The organism is Bifidobacterium porcinum, assembly GCF_055378475.1.
In genome coordinates this window covers 97040-114884 of sequence record NZ_AP029603.1, presented here as the reverse complement: position 1 = coordinate 114884, position 17845 = coordinate 97040, and the positions used below count along the sequence as shown (strand labels likewise).

Annotated in this window: 13 protein-coding genes, 1 tRNA gene and 3 pseudogenes; 6 read left to right on the top strand and 11 right to left on the bottom strand. The window is 60.2% G+C overall.

Annotated features, from left to right (window positions below):
- Positions 1 to 287: 287 nt before the first annotated feature.
- The 5 genes from ACZ41G_RS00445 to ACZ41G_RS00425 form a co-directional block, all read right to left on the bottom strand.
- Positions 288 to 1823 carry a ClC family H(+)/Cl(-) exchange transporter gene (locus tag ACZ41G_RS00445; protein WP_464146281.1) on the bottom strand — a complete coding sequence of 512 codons (1536 nt, stop codon included), beginning with the start codon at positions 1821 to 1823 and terminating at the stop codon, positions 288 to 290.
- A gap of 59 nt (positions 1824 to 1882) precedes the next feature.
- A complete protein-coding gene (locus ACZ41G_RS00440) occupies positions 1883 to 2305 on the bottom strand; it encodes a fluoride efflux transporter FluC (protein WP_464145327.1) in 423 nt (140 codons plus the stop codon).
- A complete protein-coding gene (locus tag ACZ41G_RS00435) occupies positions 2302 to 2823 on the bottom strand; it encodes a fluoride efflux transporter FluC (protein WP_464145325.1) in 522 nt (173 codons plus the stop codon). The genes ACZ41G_RS00440 and ACZ41G_RS00435 overlap by 4 nt, the downstream gene beginning before the upstream one ends.
- A 183-nt stretch (positions 2824 to 3006) precedes the next feature.
- The gene (locus ACZ41G_RS00430; RefSeq protein WP_464145323.1) at positions 3007 to 4308 is read right to left on the bottom strand and encodes an adenylosuccinate synthase; all 1302 of its coding nucleotides are present in this window, start codon (positions 4306 to 4308) and stop codon (positions 3007 to 3009) included.
- A gap of 465 nt (positions 4309 to 4773) precedes the next feature.
- The gene (locus ACZ41G_RS00425; RefSeq protein ID WP_412170878.1) at positions 4774 to 6018 is read right to left on the bottom strand and encodes a polysaccharide deacetylase family protein; all 1245 of its coding nucleotides are present in this window, start codon (positions 6016 to 6018) and stop codon (positions 4774 to 4776) included.
- A gap of 129 nt (positions 6019 to 6147) precedes the next feature.
- Between ACZ41G_RS00425 and fbaA the strand changes: the two genes are divergently transcribed.
- Both fbaA and ACZ41G_RS00415 read left to right on the top strand, forming a co-directional pair.
- Positions 6148 to 7224 carry a class II fructose-bisphosphate aldolase gene (gene fbaA, locus ACZ41G_RS00420; protein ID WP_464145320.1) on the top strand — a complete coding sequence of 359 codons (1077 nt, stop codon included), beginning with the start codon at positions 6148 to 6150 and terminating at the stop codon, positions 7222 to 7224.
- A 500-nt stretch (positions 7225 to 7724) separates the two neighbouring features.
- Positions 7725 to 8498: an SDR family NAD(P)-dependent oxidoreductase gene (locus ACZ41G_RS00415; protein ID WP_464145318.1), complete on the top strand. Its 774-nt coding sequence runs from the start codon at positions 7725 to 7727 to the stop codon at positions 8496 to 8498.
- Between the two features lie 333 nt (positions 8499 to 8831).
- On the opposite strand, the gene ACZ41G_RS00410 is transcribed toward ACZ41G_RS00415, so the two are convergent.
- A tRNA-Gly gene (locus ACZ41G_RS00410) sits at positions 8832 to 8902 on the bottom strand.
- A gap of 153 nt (positions 8903 to 9055) precedes the next feature.
- On the opposite strand from ACZ41G_RS00410, the gene ACZ41G_RS00405 reads away from it, so the two are divergent.
- Positions 9056 to 9214 (top strand): hypothetical protein, encoded by a 159-nt coding sequence (locus tag ACZ41G_RS00405; protein WP_155809247.1) that lies wholly within the window; start codon positions 9056 to 9058, stop codon positions 9212 to 9214.
- Between the two features lie 147 nt (positions 9215 to 9361).
- Here ACZ41G_RS00405 and ACZ41G_RS00400 read toward each other — a convergent pair.
- Both ACZ41G_RS00400 and ACZ41G_RS00395 read right to left on the bottom strand, forming a co-directional pair.
- Positions 9362 to 9655: pseudogene (locus ACZ41G_RS00400) on the bottom strand (ATP-binding protein); the annotation flags it as partial.
- A gap of 2 nt (positions 9656 to 9657) precedes the next feature.
- A pseudogene (locus tag ACZ41G_RS00395) lies at positions 9658 to 9928 on the bottom strand (transposase); the annotation flags it as partial.
- A gap of 229 nt (positions 9929 to 10157) precedes the next feature.
- Between ACZ41G_RS00395 and ACZ41G_RS00390 the strand changes: the two are divergent.
- Positions 10158 to 11174, top strand: a complete 1017-nt coding sequence (locus ACZ41G_RS00390) for a LacI family DNA-binding transcriptional regulator (protein WP_304326619.1) — start codon at positions 10158 to 10160, stop codon at positions 11172 to 11174.
- Positions 11175 to 11396: 222 nt separating this feature from the next.
- Here ACZ41G_RS00390 and lacZ read toward each other — a convergent pair whose 3' ends face one another.
- Positions 11397 to 14468, bottom strand: coding sequence for a beta-galactosidase, LacZ type (lacZ, locus tag ACZ41G_RS00385; RefSeq protein ID WP_464145315.1), 3072 nt, complete (start codon positions 14466 to 14468; stop codon positions 11397 to 11399).
- 312 nt (positions 14469 to 14780) lie between these two features.
- On the opposite strand from lacZ, the gene ACZ41G_RS00380 reads away from it, so the two are divergent.
- A complete protein-coding gene (locus ACZ41G_RS00380) occupies positions 14781 to 16301 on the top strand; it encodes a glycoside-pentoside-hexuronide (GPH):cation symporter (RefSeq protein ID WP_412171284.1) in 1521 nt (506 codons plus the stop codon).
- A 109-nt stretch (positions 16302 to 16410) separates the two neighbouring features.
- Here the strand turns inward: ACZ41G_RS00380 and ACZ41G_RS00375 are convergent, their stop codons facing one another.
- Positions 16411 to 16584: a helix-turn-helix domain-containing protein gene (locus ACZ41G_RS00375; RefSeq protein WP_412171283.1), complete on the bottom strand. Its 174-nt coding sequence runs from the start codon at positions 16582 to 16584 to the stop codon at positions 16411 to 16413.
- Positions 16585 to 16695: 111 nt separating this feature from the next.
- Here ACZ41G_RS00375 and ACZ41G_RS00370 point away from each other — a divergent pair.
- Positions 16696 to 17280, top strand: a pseudogene (locus ACZ41G_RS00370) (EamA family transporter); the annotation flags it as partial.
- A gap of 51 nt (positions 17281 to 17331) precedes the next feature.
- Here the strand turns inward: ACZ41G_RS00370 and ACZ41G_RS00365 are convergent.
- A complete protein-coding gene (locus tag ACZ41G_RS00365) occupies positions 17332 to 17742 on the bottom strand; it encodes a peptide deformylase (RefSeq protein WP_441481720.1) in 411 nt (136 codons plus the stop codon).
- Between the last annotated feature and the right edge of the window lie 103 nt (positions 17743 to 17845).

The window sequence follows — 17845 nt, the reverse complement described above, 5'->3', positions numbered from 1 at the left end:
CATCATCGCAGAAGCGCGGAATCACAGGGATCTGATTACGCCATCCAATCGACCGCCGGCGTGCCAGACACCCAGAACACCCGAACCACGGACCAAACCGGAAAACGGAAACCGAAAACCGATCCAGTCCACACGCGCACCGACCATGACACACGCCCAGGCCACACCGCAAACCCGCAGAATCTCAACAATCAGCCGGCAGCACGAGCACCGAACAACGACGACTGACGACAGATGGCACTGTCCCGTCGGCACCAAACAGCCCACGCAGGCAACCGCGGCATCAATCAGCGCGGCGAGGCGGCGGATTCGGTCTCTTCCGCGTCACATAGCCGTCGCAGCGCTGCGCGGACGGTCTGTTCCTCCTGACCGCTGAACAGTACGATCAGGTAATCGCCACCCCGCAGCATGGTGTCGCCACGCGGAACGATTTCGTGTTCACCCCGCCGAAGTCCAATAATCAGGCATCCGGACGGCCATGCAACGTCGCGCACGCGATGCCCGTCGGCGGGCGCGCCCATTTCCAGCGGGAAGTCCATGATGCCGGAACCCAGATTGCCGGGCAGTTTCGCCGCCTGACCTTGCGCGCGCATGTAGCGTTCCAGCAGCACGCCGTAAATCGGTTTCGTACGCAGCAAGTCAGAGACGAGCAGCGCGATGAACGCGGCTGCGGCGACCGGCAGCATGTGGGTCAGGGTGCCGGACATTTCGACAGTCAGCAGGATCGAGGTGATCGGGGTTTTGACCGATGCCGCCAGCGTGCCGGTCATGACGCATACCGCGAATACGGGGATCGCCTGGGCGGAAAGCCCCCACAGGTCATGGCCGAGCGTGCCGAACGCGCCGCCCGCCAGCGCGCCGACCGCAAGAATCGGCATGAAAATGCCGCCGGGCACGCCGGAACCGAAACTCGTGCTGGTGAACAGGATTTTTACGACCAGTAGGATGCACAGCATAAGCAGGCCGGGATGTCCACGCTCGGCGGTTTGTACGAGATTCGAGCCGCCTCCGAGCACGTCAGGCAACCATAGTCCGACCGGCAGGGCGATCGCCATGGCTATCATCGGGCGAAGCCAGTCGGGCAGTTTGCCGTACAAGGTTTGCAATCCCAACAAGGAGCGGTTCATCAACGAACCGACCAGCCCGGCGATGATGCCGAGCGGAATCAACCACATGTAATCGCCGAGCGGCAACTGCCGAATATCCCCGAAATCAAGGACCGGGGTCAAGCCGAAACAGTATTTCGAAACAAAATCCGCGGTCAGGGAGGCGGCGGTCGCGCCCATGAGGATGGCCGGGGAGAAGCTGCGGTGGATGCCTTCCAGCGCGAACATCATGCCGGACAGCGGGGCGCTGAACGCCGCGGACAGGCCGGCGGCCGCACCCGCGGTCACCAGATAGTGCTCCTGCACGTCTTCGCGTTTTTCGCCGCGCATGCGGTGTGACAGGAATTGTGCGCCGGACGCGCCGATCTGGATGGAGGGGCCCTCACGCCCCAAAGACAGGCCGAACAGGGCGGCGAGCAGACCGCCGAGAAAACGCACTGGCAGAATCGTCTGCCATTTCATGGTCAGGCCGCTCAACACCACACCGTCGGTTTGTGGGATGCCGCTGCCGGATGCCATCGGCTCTTTGCGTACCATCCACGCGATGAGCAGGCTGATGAGGATTGCGGCAAGCGCCCAGGGGGCGATCAGCCAAGGTGTAATGCGGATTTGCCCGTACATCCAGCAGGCGAAACGGGTGCTCAGTTCGATGCCTTGACGGTAGATGACTACCAGCACGCCGGACAGCAGGCCGATGAGCACTCCGGCACCCGCCATGCGCCATTTGAGACGGGCGAAGGATGTGAGCAGACGGTCTGCGGTGGCGTGCACGTCGTTCACAGTGCTGCCGCCAGCCACCAGCCGAGCGCCACGCATAGCAGCGGAACGACGTATTCGAGGACGATGTTGGCTGCCGCGACGGCGTGCTTGCCGTTGCGCAGCAGGGTGATGCTTTCGTTGATGGCGGTTGAGAAGGTGGAGAATCCGCCGAGGAAGCCGGTGGCGAGGACGAGGCGCCACGGGCTGGCCGGGTCGCCATGGTAGACGAAGGCGGCCGCGACAATGCCGGCGAGCAGCGATGCCGCAATGTTGACGACGAGGGTGGATAGCGGGAAGGCGTGGACGGTTGCGGTGCGTTCGTCCGCGTTGTCGGGGATGCGGGACCACGGCTGTTTGACCGCGGTATCAAGCACGAACCGGGTGACGGCTCCGAGGCCGCCCATCAGGCACAGGAGTGCACCGATCAGGAATGATGTCATTGCCGGGCCTCCTGTTCTGCGGAATCACCGGAATCACCGGAATCACCGGAATCACCAGACCGGGCAGTTTGGCCGGCCGCCGCGGTACGTTCCGCGCGATGCCCGGTCGCAAGCCGATCAGCGCACCAGACGCCTGCGAACGCGACCAGCAGGCTGAATACCACACTGGCCAGCAGGTACAGCAATGCCTGCCACGCTTGCCCGCCGAGTATGCCGGTGAACCCTTCCAGCGCGAGTGTGGACATGGTTGACAATCCGCCGCACACACCCATGCCGGCGCCACGATTGACCAACTCGCGGTCGCGCGGGCGAATCCAATCGGCCTGTGCCAGATACGCGCTCAATCCTGCGTATACGAAGCATGCCAGCAGGTTCGCGGCGAGCGTGCCGAAGTGGAATCCTGCCTCCTGTTGGGGTATCGCCAACCCCAGCAGATAGCGCACGCAGGTGCCGATCGCACCGCCGACGAACACCACCAGATACAGTTGTGGGTCGGCAAGCGGGGAACGTTTTGCCATGACTGTTTTCTTCCTTCTTCTGGCGCTCTCTTGCAGCTTACGGTTGCGGCCTCCGGATGCTCTCCAGATGGTCAACGTGCCTCTTATGCCGGACCGGAGCCGCGACGCTTCTGCGCCCCGCCTCCGGTCCAGTCGGCATGCCGTGAAACGGAACTTGTCGAAGTCCGTCGAAACTCGTCGGAACTAGTCGATCAGCGAGCGCACCGAGATGATATGGTCGCGCTGCGGACCAGTGCCGATTGCGGAAATCCGGCATCCGGACAGGTCTTCGAGGCGCTTGACATAATCCTGGCAGGTCTTGGGCAGATCAGCGAAATCATGTACCTGCGAAATGTCCTCGTCCCAGCCGGGCATGGTCTCGTAAATCGGCTTCGCCGCGGTGAAGGCCGCCTGGTCGACAGGCATGTCGTCATACCGGGTGTGCGTGCCGTCCGGGTTTTCCACGTCGTAGGCAACGCAGATCGGGATTTCCTTGAGACCGGTGAGCACGTCAAGCTTGGTGAGCACGATATCGGTCAGGCCGTTGACGCGCACCGCGTACCGGTTGACCACCGCATCGAACCACCCGCAGCGACGCGGACGGCCGGTGGTGACACCATACTCGTGGCCCTGCTCGCGCAGCCAATCACCCTGCTCGTCGAACAGTTCCGTCGGGAACGGGCCTTCGCCCACGCGCGTGATATACGCCTTGGACACGCCGATAACGCGGTTGATCTTGGTCGGCCCGACACCCGTACCGGTGCAGGCGCCGCCGGCGGTCGGGTTCGAGGAGGTGACGAACGGGTAGGTGCCGTGGTCCACGTCCAGCATGGTGGCCTGGCCGCCTTCGAACAGGACGGTCTTGCCCGCGTCGAGCGCGTTGTTGAGCACGAGGGACGTGTTCGCCACGTACGGCTTGAGGCGTTCGCCGAGCTTGAGCAGCTCGTCGGTGGTGCGGTCCACGTCGATTGGACGGCGGTTGTACAGCTTGATGAGCATCTGGTTCTTCTGGTGCAGGCTCGCCTCGACCTTGTCGTGCAGGTGCTGTTCATTGAACAGGTCGTGCACGCGGATGCCGACGCGGTTGATCTTGTCGGCGTATGCCGGGCCAATGCCGCGACCGGTGGTGCCGATCTTGTGCTTGCCCAGGAAACGTTCGGTCACCTTGTCGATGGTGCGATGGTAGGGGGCGATCACGTGCGCGGACTCGCTGACCAGCAGGCGCGAACAGTCCACACCGCGGGCTTCGAGACCGTCGATCTCCTGGAACAGGACTTCAGGATCGACTACCACGCCGTTGCCGATGACGGGGGTCACGTTCGGGCTGATGATGCCGCTGGGCAGCAGGTGCAGCGCGTAGGATTCGTCGCCGACGACCACGGTATGGCCCGCGTTGTTGCCGCCGTTGAAGCGGGCGACATAGTCGACATGCGAGCCGATAAGATCGGTCGCCTTGCCTTTGCCTTCATCGCCCCACTGAGCGCCGATAAGAATGATTCCGGGCATGATGCACCTCCGCAAAACGCATGATTCCGCCGCCCACAGATTACCGTATCCCCTCTACCGGGTGACGCGGGGGCTGGGCGGAGCGGGATGCCGGCCGGCACGCATCCCCCACCTTCTGCCGACACTGAGAGTACCGTCACCGTCGGCAGAAGCGGAGCTATAACCCACAACCGACGCCCACATGGTCCTCAGCGTCGGCAGAGGGTTGGGATACACAGACTGGTTACGCTGGGAACCATCTCGACGCATCCGGAGTTTGTGCGGATGCTTTTCTATCAGGCCAATGAATCAATAGAACCGCCGCTCAATTGGTCACACAGTGTGTGACCAATTGGCGGGCGCCGTCACTCGCAACAAAATCCACAGACGCCTGCACGCCCCTCCTTTTACCTTCTACCGCCACTCAATTCGTCACGCACTGCGTGACCAATTCGGCGGGCAGCGTCCACGGGCACTCGCCGCAGCCTACTTCTTCGCGTCGCCGCCATCATCGGCCAGCGGGGCGGCGCTGATGCCGGCGAGTTTGAGCAGGCCGCTGATGGTCACGAATTCGTAGCCTTGCGCCTTCAAATCGTCAATGATGCCGGGCAGGGCCTGAATGTCCTGGTCGCGGTTGCCGCCGCCGTCGTGCATGAGCACCACAGCACCGTTGTACGCGTGGTTGAGCACCGCGTCATGAATCGCTTGAGCGCCGGGGCGACGCCAATCCTCCGTATCGATGCTCCACAGCACGTTGTAGTCGACCAGATCGTACACATCCTTCCACTGGTCCACCGTGAACGAGCCGTACGGCGAGCGCATCATGCGCGTGCTCACGCCGGATGCTTTCTTCATGTTGGCGAATCCGGCGGTGATTTCCGCCCGCAACGCGTCCCGCTTCATCTTCGGCATATACGGGTGCGTGTTGCTGTGGCTCGCGACCTCATGGCCTTCGGCGACCATCCGCTTCTCCAAAGCCGGGTACAGTACCGAATACTGGCCCACGTCGAAGAACGTCGCCTTCACGCCCTTTTGCTTGAGAATGTCGAGAATCGGGGCGGTGTACTGATCGCTCGGACCATCATCAAACGTCAACGCGATCACCTTATGGCCCTGCGGACGCGGCGATACGCCGACAATCTGGGCATCAACCGGTTGCGCAACGATCCGCTTCGTGATGCGTTTCTTGGAAATATCGCCGGCCCAAATCTCGCGCTTACCGTCTTTTCCGCGCGTTTTCACCATCTGGATGACGCTGCCCTTGATATTAACCGATACAGTATAGGGAATCGGCGCATAGTCGATCGCGTGTCCCTCGACCACATCTCCTCCCGACTTCACGGAAATATCAGCGTTGCCGGAAAACCGGGTATTGCCCCAATCCGCAGGGTCAATCACGCTGCCGTCAACCCTCAATTCCGCCGGATGTCCACCATACTTCTTGATGACGCTACCGTCCACCGCCAGCAGCCGACCGGGATGAGCGCCGAAATCGTCATGGTCTTTCAACAGTTGTTTCGCCGTGGTCCCCGCGGAAATCTCCACCTGCTGCCCATTGACGAATACGATGATATGACGCAATCTGGCCTCCCAAGCCCACGCGCCCGTACATACCGCAACCAGCACAATAACAATCAGCACGGCAATCAGCTTGCCGACCCACGAGTGACGCTTGCGTTCGCTCGCGCCGGTGGCACTGTCGCCGAACGAGAGTTCTTCTACTTCCTTCATGGCCCTTCCATTCTGACGATCCTGATACGGTATTGTCACACACACCCGCCCCTTTGTGTAGCACCTCATGCAAAAACAACACACCGGATTCGAAACGCGAATCCGGCACCCCTGAGCGATAATGGAATCATGACTATCGCAACCCCTGAACGGTATGCCGAGATGCTCGATGCGGCGCGTCGCGGCGGCTATGCTTACCCCGCTATCAACGTGACCAGCACGCAGACGTTGAACGCCGCGCTCCAAGGTCTGGCCGACGCCGAGTCTGACGGCATCATCCAAGTGTCCGTAGGCGGGTCCGCCTACTTCTCCGGGCAGCGGGTCAACGACCGGGTCACCGGGTCGCTCGCATTCGCCGCGTTCGCGCACGAGGTCGCCGCGAAATACCCGAACACGGTCGCCCTGCACACCGACCATTGCGCCAAACAGTATCTGGACGAGTGGGTGCGGCCGCTACTCGCCGTCGAAGCGAATCAGGTAGCGCACGGCAAAGATCCGTCATTCCAGTCGCATATGTGGGACGGCTCGACGGTCCCGCTCGCCGAAAACCTTGATATTGCCGAGGAACTGCTCGCCAAGTCGGTCGCCGCGCATACAGTGCTCGAAATCGAAATCGGCGCGGTCGGCGGCGAGGAAGACGGACAGCGTGCTGAAATCAACGAGAAGCTCTATTCGACGCCCGCAGACGGCGTGACCGTCGCGCAACGGCTCGGATTGGGCGAAAACGGGCGCTACATGGCCGCGTTCACTTTCGGCAACGTGCATGGCGCGTACAAGCCGGGCGTGGTCAAGCTGCGGCCGGAACTGCTGGGCGATATTCAGAACGAGGTCGCCGTAGCCGTGGCGGACGGGCGGATTGCCGGGCATGCCGCAGGGCGTGGATTCGCGGGAGAAGTGCCTGAAAACAAGCCGTTCCCGCTGGTGTTCCACGGCGGCTCCGGGTCCAGCGCCGAAGAAATCGCCGAAGCAGTGAGCCACGGCGTTGTCAAGATGAACATCGATACCGACACGCAGTACGCGTTCACGAGGGCGATTGCCGGACACATGTTCGCGCATTATGACGGCGTGCTCAAGATCGACGGCGAAGTAGGCGACAAGAAGTTCTACGATCCGCGCTCGTGGGGGCGTGAAGCCGAGGACTCGATGGCGCGGCGCGTGGTCGAAGCGTGCGAGCGACTCGGGTCGGCAGGACGGCGACTCAAGTAGGCGGTTGGGTTCCGGCTACGTGGCTTCCCGCGCCGGCGCATCCCGGCCCAGCGCGGTGTCCCGTCCCAGTCAAGATGCGTGTTGTTGCGGCTACGGGGCGTCCCGGTTACGTGGCGTCCCGTTCCGACTGCACGGCGTCCCGACGCGTCCCGGCTACGCGGTGTCCTATTAACCTTCTGCCGACGCTGAGATGTCTGTCAGTGTCGGCAGAAACAAAACCCGACCCGCCACCGACGCTCACCGCGCCACTTTGTGAGGATCGACTCACAAAACGGGTAGCACGAACACCGAAACCGGCAAATCCGAACGCTCCACACCCCACTTTGCGAGGATTCACTCACACAACGGCACCTCGGACACCAATATCAGTCATTTTCTGTCCGCCACACACCGTTGTGCGAGGATTCGCTCACAAACCAGGTCTCAGAGCGGCCACCATCAACCCACCACCGACACTCACACCCCACCCAGCGTCGGCAGAAACAGAACAAGGAGCTGCAATGAAAGCAATCGTCACCGGAGCGTCGAGCGGATTGGGCCGCGACATGGCGCTGTATCTCGCCGAACTCGGATACGACCTCGCGCTCATCGCCCGCAATCAGGCGCGTCTGGACAATGTAGCGCAAGAAGCGCAACGGATCGCAAGCGCGCACGGCAAAACCATCACGGTCGAAACCGTCGCGCTTGATCTGGCGCAGCGTAGCGCGTGCGAGCAACTGTTCGCGCGCTACCGTGACGAACGCATCGACCTGCTCGTCAATAACGCCGGATTCGGCCTGTTCGGCGACTTCACCGACACCCCGCTGGACCGCGAGCTCGAGATGATCAACCTCAACGTGGTCTCCTACCACGTGCTCACCAAACTATTCGTCCGCAAGTTCAGGCGTGACGGGCACTGCCGGCTGCTCAACGTATGCAGCGCCGCCGGATTCCTGGTCGGACCGCGTCTCGCCACCTACTACGCGACCAAGAATTACACGCTCAAACTCACGCTGGCCGTAGCGCAGGAGCTGCGGCGCGACCGCGTTCCCGTCACCGTGAGCGCGCTGTGCCCTGGACCGGTCGACACGCATTTCAACGCGACCGCGGGCGGGGAATTCCTCACGCCGGGCGCATCCAGCCGCGCGGTTGCGCGATACGCGATCGACAAGACGCTGGCCGGCAAGCTTATCATCGTGCCGACCTGGCAGGTGAAAGCCGGACTGTTCGCCGCGCGATTCCTGCCGTGGAGCGCACAACTGCGGCTCATGGACCGATACGATCGCGGGCGGTGAAGGCCGGGCGCGGCAAAGTCACAAGCGCACCATCGACGCTGCACGTGAGGATTCGCTCATACAGTGGCACCCAAAGAGCCCAAACCAGCCGACCTGTCCACTTCCACAGGTCACCGTGCAAGGAATCGCTCACACAACGGGTAGCGAACACCGGCATCGAGAGCAGCATGCCTCAGCGGATGAGTCGTGCCGCATTGCGCTCCTCCACCTGCTCGCCTTCTCGCCTTCTCGAACCGGTTACGTTTGTACCTCGCCCAGCGCAACCGGTTTGAGAAGGCGGGACTCGTCATGATACGAAAAATCGCGGCACCAAGCCGGTACCGCGATCGCGAGAGCGGATGACGGGAGTCGAACCCGCCTCTGAAGCTTGGGAAGCTTCCATTCTACCGATGAACTACATCCGCAGATGCACGGCAAAGCCGCACATACAAGTAAGCACTTTACCACAGCGAGCCGATTTGCGCATCCTGCCCGCGCGGGACCACTACCCGGGACGCTGACGCCGCTACCGAACTCCTAGGACTATCGTCGCAAGAGCACAATATCTGGAGGGACACATGGACAAAGGCTTGCTCATCGCGCAAATCGCACTCGGTATATTGCTGATCGTCTTCGGCGTCAGGGGTCACGACGTTCCGATTATCATCATCACGGCGGCCGGTATGATTCTTGACGTCATCGGCTGGTGGTGGCAGTCGCGCACGAAACGGCAGTAGCATGGTGCGGCTCGTCCGGCCGTTCGTCCGACTGGGTGTCTCCGCGTTCGCCTGGCTGTTCGCCTGATTATTTTGTATTTCGTCAAGTCGACGTTTCGTGTTTAGTCATGTATTTTTTTCGGGTTTAGGCAGTTGCATGCATTTTCCTTATTTTTTCGGTTGCGCGGAGGTGTTCCTGCCGAACATGAGGGCCTCACTGACGCGGCGGCTCTGGCCCGCGGACTCGAGGAGCCGCCCGTGGTGCACGATGCGGTCGCCGGTCGCGGCGGCGAGTTTGTCGTCCGCGAAGACCGTGCCCCATTTGCCGGACTCGATGTTCGTGGCGGAGATGATGTTCCGTCTTTCGTAGCTGCCCGCGATGATCTGGTAGAGCAGGCGCGCCCCGTCGATGTCGAAGGGTACGTAGCCGAACTCGTCCAGTATGATCAGGTCGGCACGACCGGCGCCTCCTCGACGCTCTGCTCACGACGCCTGTAGCGGTCGATCACCGCCGACTCGAACAGCGCGCCCTTGAGCTTCGGGACCTTCAGAGTCACGGTGCCGGCCTTCACGGTCAGGTCCCGCTCGTAATGGCCCGCCCGGTACGCCCTCCTCTCCCCGGTACGCTCGTACCTGGCCGCGCCGGTGATCTCGTCGGCCTGAAGCGTCCGGCATCGCGTTCAACAGCTCCTCGACCTTCCGGGACACCAATCGGTCCAGCTTCGTCTCGAGCATGTTCTCATCGACCTGTAGAATCTAATCCTGCATGGTTCCGTCGCCTCTTTCCATAGCGGTTTTTGTTTGGCGACTGAAATCGTACCCAGACGACGGGCCATGCTCTTCATTCAGGCTTCAACCAAAGTGCGCAACAAACCGGGCGTTATCATGAATTTCTAAAGAGAAACATGATAAACTTGTTACTAAATTTGTTTAGCTTTCGTCTGCCAAGAGGAGGTAGATTTTCATGGCTACAATCAGGGAGATTGCAGAAAGGGCTGGATTCTCCCCTGCAACCGTATCGAGGATACTCAATGACGATCCCTCGCTGTCGGTCAAGGAGGCTACCCGTCAAAAAGTCCTGAACGCCAGTCTTGAATTGGGATATGAGAATGTGCCGCGATACCAGCGTGTCACCATTCCTCAGGACATCGCCTTGTTGGACAATGCTGTTCCGGACAAGGGCTTGCAAGACATGTACTTCAACGAGCTCAAGGCATCCCTCTGCCAGCATGCGGAAGATGAGCGCATGCATGTAACTGAGTATCGTGATGTGAAGGATCTAATCAAGCATAAAGGCAAGTATGCCGGTTTTATTTCAATCGGTCCGGCACCGTTTGAGAAGGATGTGCTCCTACGATTGCATGAGGCTTTTCAGCATGGAGTATTCATCGATATTAATCCGGCACCGGACCTGTTTGATTCGGTGCAACCGGATTTGGAACAAACCGTTTTGGACGCGTTGGATACGTTGATCGCCTCCGGGAACCGACGCATAGCCTTCATCGGCGGAGTCGGGAACATTATGGGCGATCATGAGTATCCGGAAGATCCCCGTGCGTTCGCGTTCCGGAATTGGGCAGTGCGTCTCGGACTTGACATCAACGGTCTCGTCTTGGAAGAAGGACCGTTCACTATGGAGAACGGACGGGCTCTCGGTGAAAAACTCATACAAATGCACAGTAACGACCTTCCGGATGCCGTCATCATTGCCGCCGACACGATTGCAGTCGGCGTGCTTCAAGCGTTTGCGTCCGCTGGGATCCTAGTACCGAGAGATATGCGCATGGTCAGCATCAACAATCAAGAGATAGCGAAGTATACCTCGCCCGCGCTGTCATCGTACGACATCAACAAAGACGAATTGGCCAAGGCCGCGGTGTTTATGCTGTCGGAAGCGCTATCCACCGGACGATCCGTACACCAGCACATGAGGCTTTCCACAAAACTGGTGGTCAGGGACAGTTTCGTGCCATCCTTATGAAAACCATACGAAAGAGGCCTGATGCCCAACCCTCAGGGCTGGACATCAGGCCTCTTCTCCTGATATGAGCAGAGGATGCGGCATACGGGAAACATGAATTCATGCCGCATCCTCTGCGTTATAAAGCATCGTCACCGGTTAATCCAAGGTAAGGAACCTTGCAAGACGATGCCTTCCCTCCTCCGCTGGAAGGAGTAAGAGGAGGGACACGCTAGCCGATCGTCAGATCAGTTCGAGATTGACATCGAGGCTGATCGGCTGATCGGCGGGGATGTGATACTGGGAGTGGACCGGAGACATCCAGGAGTCGTCGCCGCCGACACCCATCTGCGCGGCGAGCACACGGAGGAACATGTGCTTCGGAGTCGGCAACTCGTCCTGGTGCTGGGCTTCTTCGATCATGAAGCTGGAATACGGCTGCAGGCTCACAGCGAACGGTGCGGCACCGTTCGCGCGGCTGACTCGCAGGCCGTGTCCATTTTCATCGGTGATCTCCGCCCAACGGACCTCTTCGTGGTTGCCCGTCTCCTGCGGCATGAGATACGGAGCATGATCCTTGAACGCGTCGGTGCTCCACACGCCCAGCTTGGCGTGCTTGCGATCCTGGTACGTTTCCTCGGGGCCAGCACCGAAGAACCTCAGGTTCGAATACTGGACCGGCAGAGTCCATTCGATGCCGAACGCGGGAATGGTGGGCAGTTCCCCGGACTCGCCGGGATATTCCACATGCAGGTTCAGACGGCCAGTGGTATCGGCGGTGTATCCGACGGTGACCTTGGTGCGTTGCGGCGTAGCAAGCTCATACGTGTATACGGCCTTGAGCGTGTCTTCGTTGACCTGTTCGATGACATTGTCCACGCAACGGGCGTAACGGCCGGCCGTCATCCACTGGGCTCGCTCGAATCCATGGCCGGCGCCACGGTCGTTGTCCGTCAGCGCGCGGAATGTGGTAATCGCCGGGCGACGAAGCACGAATTCGTGACCGTCGAACGTGTAGGAGACCAGGCCGCCCTGGGTGCGAGAAAGGAGAATCTCTCGTCCGGAACCCTGAACACCCGCGTTCCAACGGCCAACAGTGACGATGCCGTCCGCAGGCAGGGTCGTGTTTTCGGCTGCCTTCGTTCCATCCACAATAGTCTGGCCGAAGGTGAGTTCGTATCCGGCAGGAGCCCAATCGGTCGCCTCAGCGAGGCGCTGGGACACTTCAAGCACCAGTTCATCGGCATTGTCGCGATAGAGATCCACCGGCCATTCGACATCGAACGTGCATGTCGAATCGGCGGGCACGTCGAAGCGGCGTTCGGACTGCCATACCGGCTCTCCATCAGCGAGGATGCGCAGCACGAACTGGTATCCGCCGGTCGAGATGAACAGATTGTCGTTCTTGATGGACACCGAGTGATCGGTCACGTCGATATGGACGTTGGAGTACAGCTGCTTGACCTCCTGGGCCTTCGGCGTGGGAGTACGGTCGGCGAAGACCAGTCCGTTGCCGGAGAACTCGTAATCACTCGGACGATCGCCGAAGTCTCCGCCATAGCACAGACGGGTGGAGCCGTCCGGCTGGGTGGCATAGATTGCCTGATCAATGAAGTCCCAGATGAAGCCGCCCTGATAGTGCGGGTAGCGCTCCAGTGCCGTGTATTCGTCCAGATTGCCGACCGAGTTGCCCATTGCGTGCATGTACTCGCAGGAGATGTACGGCTTCTGCGGATCGTTCTTGAGATATTCCTCAATCACATCAGCGTGCATGTACATGGCGGTTTCGATGTCGGTCACGTCGTCGTAGTCGCGGTTCTTCGTCATGCCCTCGTAGTGCACGGGGCGGTTCGGATCGATGTCGTGCACGTGCTTGTACATGGCGCGGAACACATCGCCGGTGTAGGACTCGTTGCCGAGGGACCAGATGACCACGCTCGGGTGGTTGTAATCGCGGCGCATCATGCTGTTGACACGGTCGACGCAGGCACCTTCCCAACGTGCCTGGCTTCCCGGAACTGCGGTCTCGGCGGTGACCACGTCGCCGGGCAGGCACCAGCTGCCATGGGTTTCGAGATTGGTCTCATCAATCAGGTAGATGCCGTACTCATCGCACAGGTCGTACCAACGTTCCTGGTTCGGATAGTGCGAGGTGCGGATGGCGTTGATGTTGTGGCGCTTGCAGAAAATCACGTCATCGATCATGTCCTGCTCGGTGATGGAGCGGCCTCGCTTGGCGTCGAACTCGTGACGGTCCGCGCCTTTGAATACGACGCGCTTGCCGTTAAGGGTCATGATGCCGTTTTCGATGCGGAAGCGACGGAAGCCGACCTTCTGGACGACGGCTTCGACAATGTTGCCGGCCTGGTCGATGACGTTGACTTCAAGTTCGTACAGGGACGGGTTCTCGGCGCTCCACGGCTCGAGGCCCTGCAAGGAACCGCTTGCGAATGTGGTATTGGTGTCGGCGTTGGTCGATGTCTCCCATACCACGTTGCCTTCGGAATCCTTCAACGTGGCCGAGATGGTAGCGGCATCGGAAGCGTTGCGCACGGACAATGTGGCATCAAGAGAGGCGGTGCCGGACTCGGCGTCCCAGTCGGCTTCGAGCTGCATGTTCTCGACATGGACGTGGGGCTGCGCCGTCAGTTCGACGGAGCGGAACAGCCCGTGCAGACGCCAGAAGTCCTGGTCTTCAAGCCAGGATGCGCTGGAATACTCGTAGCAGGCGACCGCCACAACGTTCTCTCCGTCATGCAGCAGGTCGGTGATATCGAACTCGTTGGGAGTGAATCCGTCCTCGCCGTAACCTGCGAACAGGCCGTTGACCCATACGTAGATCGCGGTTGCCATTCCATGGAAGACGATGGAGACGCTTCCTCCGGACTCCTTGGTATCCGCAAGACGCTTGGACACAACGAACTTCCTGCGGTAGAGCGCCACGTGATTGTTTTCCGGAACATTCGGCTCCAGCGGGTTCTCGTGGCCGTCCCACGGATACTGGATATTCACGTACTTGTTCTTCAGCAGTCCTGCCATCTGCAGATGGCCCGGAACCTGAACGCGGGAGAAAGCGGAATCATCGAAGTTTTCGGCAGCAAACGGCTCTTCGTTGAAGTCGATGTCGGAAGCCTGTACAATCTCGACGCGCCATTCTCCGTCAAGGCTTTGCATGAGATCGGAGTACTCACCACTCTGCGGATCATGCGTGAAACACTTATGGTTGGAATGGGCCGGCGTGCGGTTGACCTCGAACACAGTCGCGTCGGTCAGCCACGTCTCGGATGCGTGCTCAACACGATTGCTGTTTGTCATGTTTCCTGCTTTCTTTCATTACTTCGTTGTGAATGATGTGGAAGCCAACCTTCCTTTACTAGTAATGATAAATGTTTTTTACTGAAGAAGCAAATCGTATTTACCGTCACAGTTTCCTCTGTTTTTCAAGCACTCCCAATAAATATGTTTGAGTCGGTGACGGATAGACTTTGCATTATGGGAACTATTGCAACACGCCGGTAAAAGCCTTGATTACTAATGTTTTTACTTCCGCCTACAAAATGGCGTATAGTTGCACTACAAGATCAATGGGTGATCTCAGCTCCAAACCATCTTAGAGGAGAAGAAAAAATGAGCAACGCAACAGCCGCGGACGGTGGAGTCCGCAAGGGCAAGCTCGGTCAGCGTATCGCCTACGCATGCGGTAACCTCGGCCAGGCCGCCTTCTACAACGCTATGAGCACGTACTTCGTTGTGTACGTGACCAGCTGCCTGTTCTCCGGCGTCGACAAGGCGTTGGCGGCTAAGCTTATCGGCGTCATCACCAGCCTCGTAGTGATCATCCGCATCGCGGAGATCTTCATCGACCCGTTGCTGGGCAACATCGTCGACAACACCACCACCAAGTGGGGCCGCTTCCGTCCCTGGCAGTTCATCGGCGGTGCCGTCTCGTCCGTGCTGCTTGCCATCGTCTTCAGTGGCATGTTCGGCCTGGTGAACGTGAACACCACGCTGTTCATCGTGCTGTTCGTCATCACCTTCGTCGTGCTCGATGTGTTTTACTCCCTGCGCGATATCTCCTACTGGGGCATGATCCCGGCGCTGTCCTCCGATTCGCACGAGCGTTCCACCTACACCTCCCTGGGATCCTTCACCGGTTCCATCGGCTACAACGGCATCACGGTCTTCGTCATCCCGATCGTCACCTACTTCAGCTACATGTTCACCGGCAAGCATGCCGAGAGCCAGAGTGGCTGGACTGCGTTCGGCATCATCGTCATGCTGTTTGGCATCCTGACCGCCTGGACCGTCGCGTTCGGCACCAAGGAAAGCGAAAGCGCTCTGCGCTCCAAGGCCCAGAAGAACGGCAACCCGCTCGAGGCGTTCAAGGCGCTGTTCCAGAACGACCAGCTGCTGTGGGTCGCGCTGTCCTACCTGCTGTACGCCATCGCCAACGTGGCCACCACCGGTGTGCTCCTCTTCCTGTTCAAGTTCGTGCTGGATAATCCAGCAGCTTACTCCGCGACCGGCGTCATCGCGCTGGTGGCCGGCCTCATCATGGCCCCGCTGTACCCGATCCTGAACAAGCGCATTCCGCGCCGCTACCTGTACATCGGCGGCATGATCTCCATGATCGTCGCTTACGTTCTGCTGGGTCTGTTCTCCACCAACATCGTCGTGGTGTTCATCGCGCTGGTGCTCTTCTACGTGCCGGGCACGCTCATCCAGATGACCGCGATCCTGTCCCTGACCGACTCCATCGAATACGGCCAGCTGAAGAACGGCAAGCGCAACGAGGCCGTCACCCTGTCTGTCCGCCCGATGCTCGACAAGATCGGCGGCGCCCTGTCGAACGGCATCACCGGCTTCATCGCCGTTGCGGCGGGCATGACCGGCACCGCCACCGCGGCCGATATGACCCCTGCGAACATCCACACCTTCGAGGTCTGCGCATTCTATACGCCGCTCGTCCTGATCGTGCTCAGCCTGCTGGTGTTCATGTTCAAGGTGAAGATCAACGAGAAGATGCACGCCGAAATCGTCGAGCAGCTTGAGGCCAAGCTCGCGGCCGGCGAGATCTCCGACGAGGAAGCCAAGACGGTCGAGACGGTTGAAGCCGTCAACGAGAAGGCCAAGACTCTGACCGAATAAATAACCAATCCTCGTCACTCCTTCCTTTCTCTCTGATGGAGGCCCCAATTTCGGTTGGGGCCTCCATTGGTATATGCGCTGTTTTATGACCGTTCAAAGTTTGATGCTCCTATACATTGTCAAGGGTTTCGGCGTGTTGGTTTGGTTGGTTCGGGGTGGTGATGGTTTGGATCCAGAGGGTGGCGCGACGTTCGAGTTCGGGCAGGTTGCGGGTGCCGCGTTCGATCTCGCTGATGCGGCTGGAGTGGACGCCGAGGGCGTCGCTGACCTGTTGTTGGGTGATGCCGTGTGTGACGCGCAGTTCACGGAGTCGTCGTCCGCGTTCGGCGGGCGGTTCGCCGATGGGCGTTGCTCCTGTGCGGATGGAGATGAGGGCCCGGTAGGCCTCGCGGGCATCGCCACGGTCGGCGTTGCGATGGCGGTGGGCGGCGACAGTCTGGACGTGCAGTCGGCCCTGCGCAATATCGCGTCGAATCCGCTGCCGTTCATTCTGGCGTTCGCCGGCGCTCTGATCTGGGCGGTGTACGCGGCGATCACGCCGAGCATGTCCGGCGGCTACGACGGCACGACGGTCTTTTTCTGCTGCGTGGCGGTCACCCAATGGATCATCCACTTCATGTCCGGCGACGGGATACCCGTGCAGGCTCCCGGGATTGGCGGCTATCTTGCGTTGATTGCGTGCGCCGTGTCGATTGCCAGCGGATACGCGTGCTGGGGGTACGGCATGCTGCACGGCAATATGGAAACGCTGGCAGTCGGATCCTATGCGACGCCGGTGTTTTCGACCGCATCCAGCACCCTGCTGTTGGGGGTCGCGCTTGGGCTGCCGTTCTGGATTGGCGTGGTGCTTGTGGTCACCGGCTCCCTGCTCAACGTGTGGTTCTCGCGGCGGATGCGGGCGGAACGGGTGCCGGGGGCGACGAACGCCGCTGACGCGATGGATTCGGCTGGCGCGGCGAGCACGGCTGACCGGCAGTGAGTGAGGATTTGCTCACGCAACGGCAACAACCGACAACAACCGCCACCGGGCTCACACCAGAATGCCGTCGAGGTGGTCGACCTCGTGCTGGATGATCTGTGCAACCCATCCGGCGTAGCTGGTCACATGCCTGTGGAAGGAGTCATCCTGCCAGGCGACGGTGATGTTCTCGTACCGCTTGACCCGCGTCACGCCTTCCAGCGACAGGCACCCCTCCTTCGTGAGGTACATGCCGGAGCGCTTGATAATCACAGGGTTGACCATAACGACGTCTTTTTCACCCATCGTAACGATGATGATGCGCGTCAAACTGCCGATCATGTTGCCGGCCATGCCGACGCAATCGTCATGATGCGCGGCGAGGGTGTCGCGCAGGTCCGTGATCACCGCCGTATCATCCGCCGTCGCGGGCGCTGATTTGCGGGCGAGGAACGTCCTGTCCTTCACGATGTCACGCTGCATGATATCTCCTGTCCAAAGCCTTGTGCCGATTGGCGTTTGCCATCATACCGGCAGCCGCCGATGCGATTCGCGTGCCGACACAATCAACCGCGCCCGACGCACT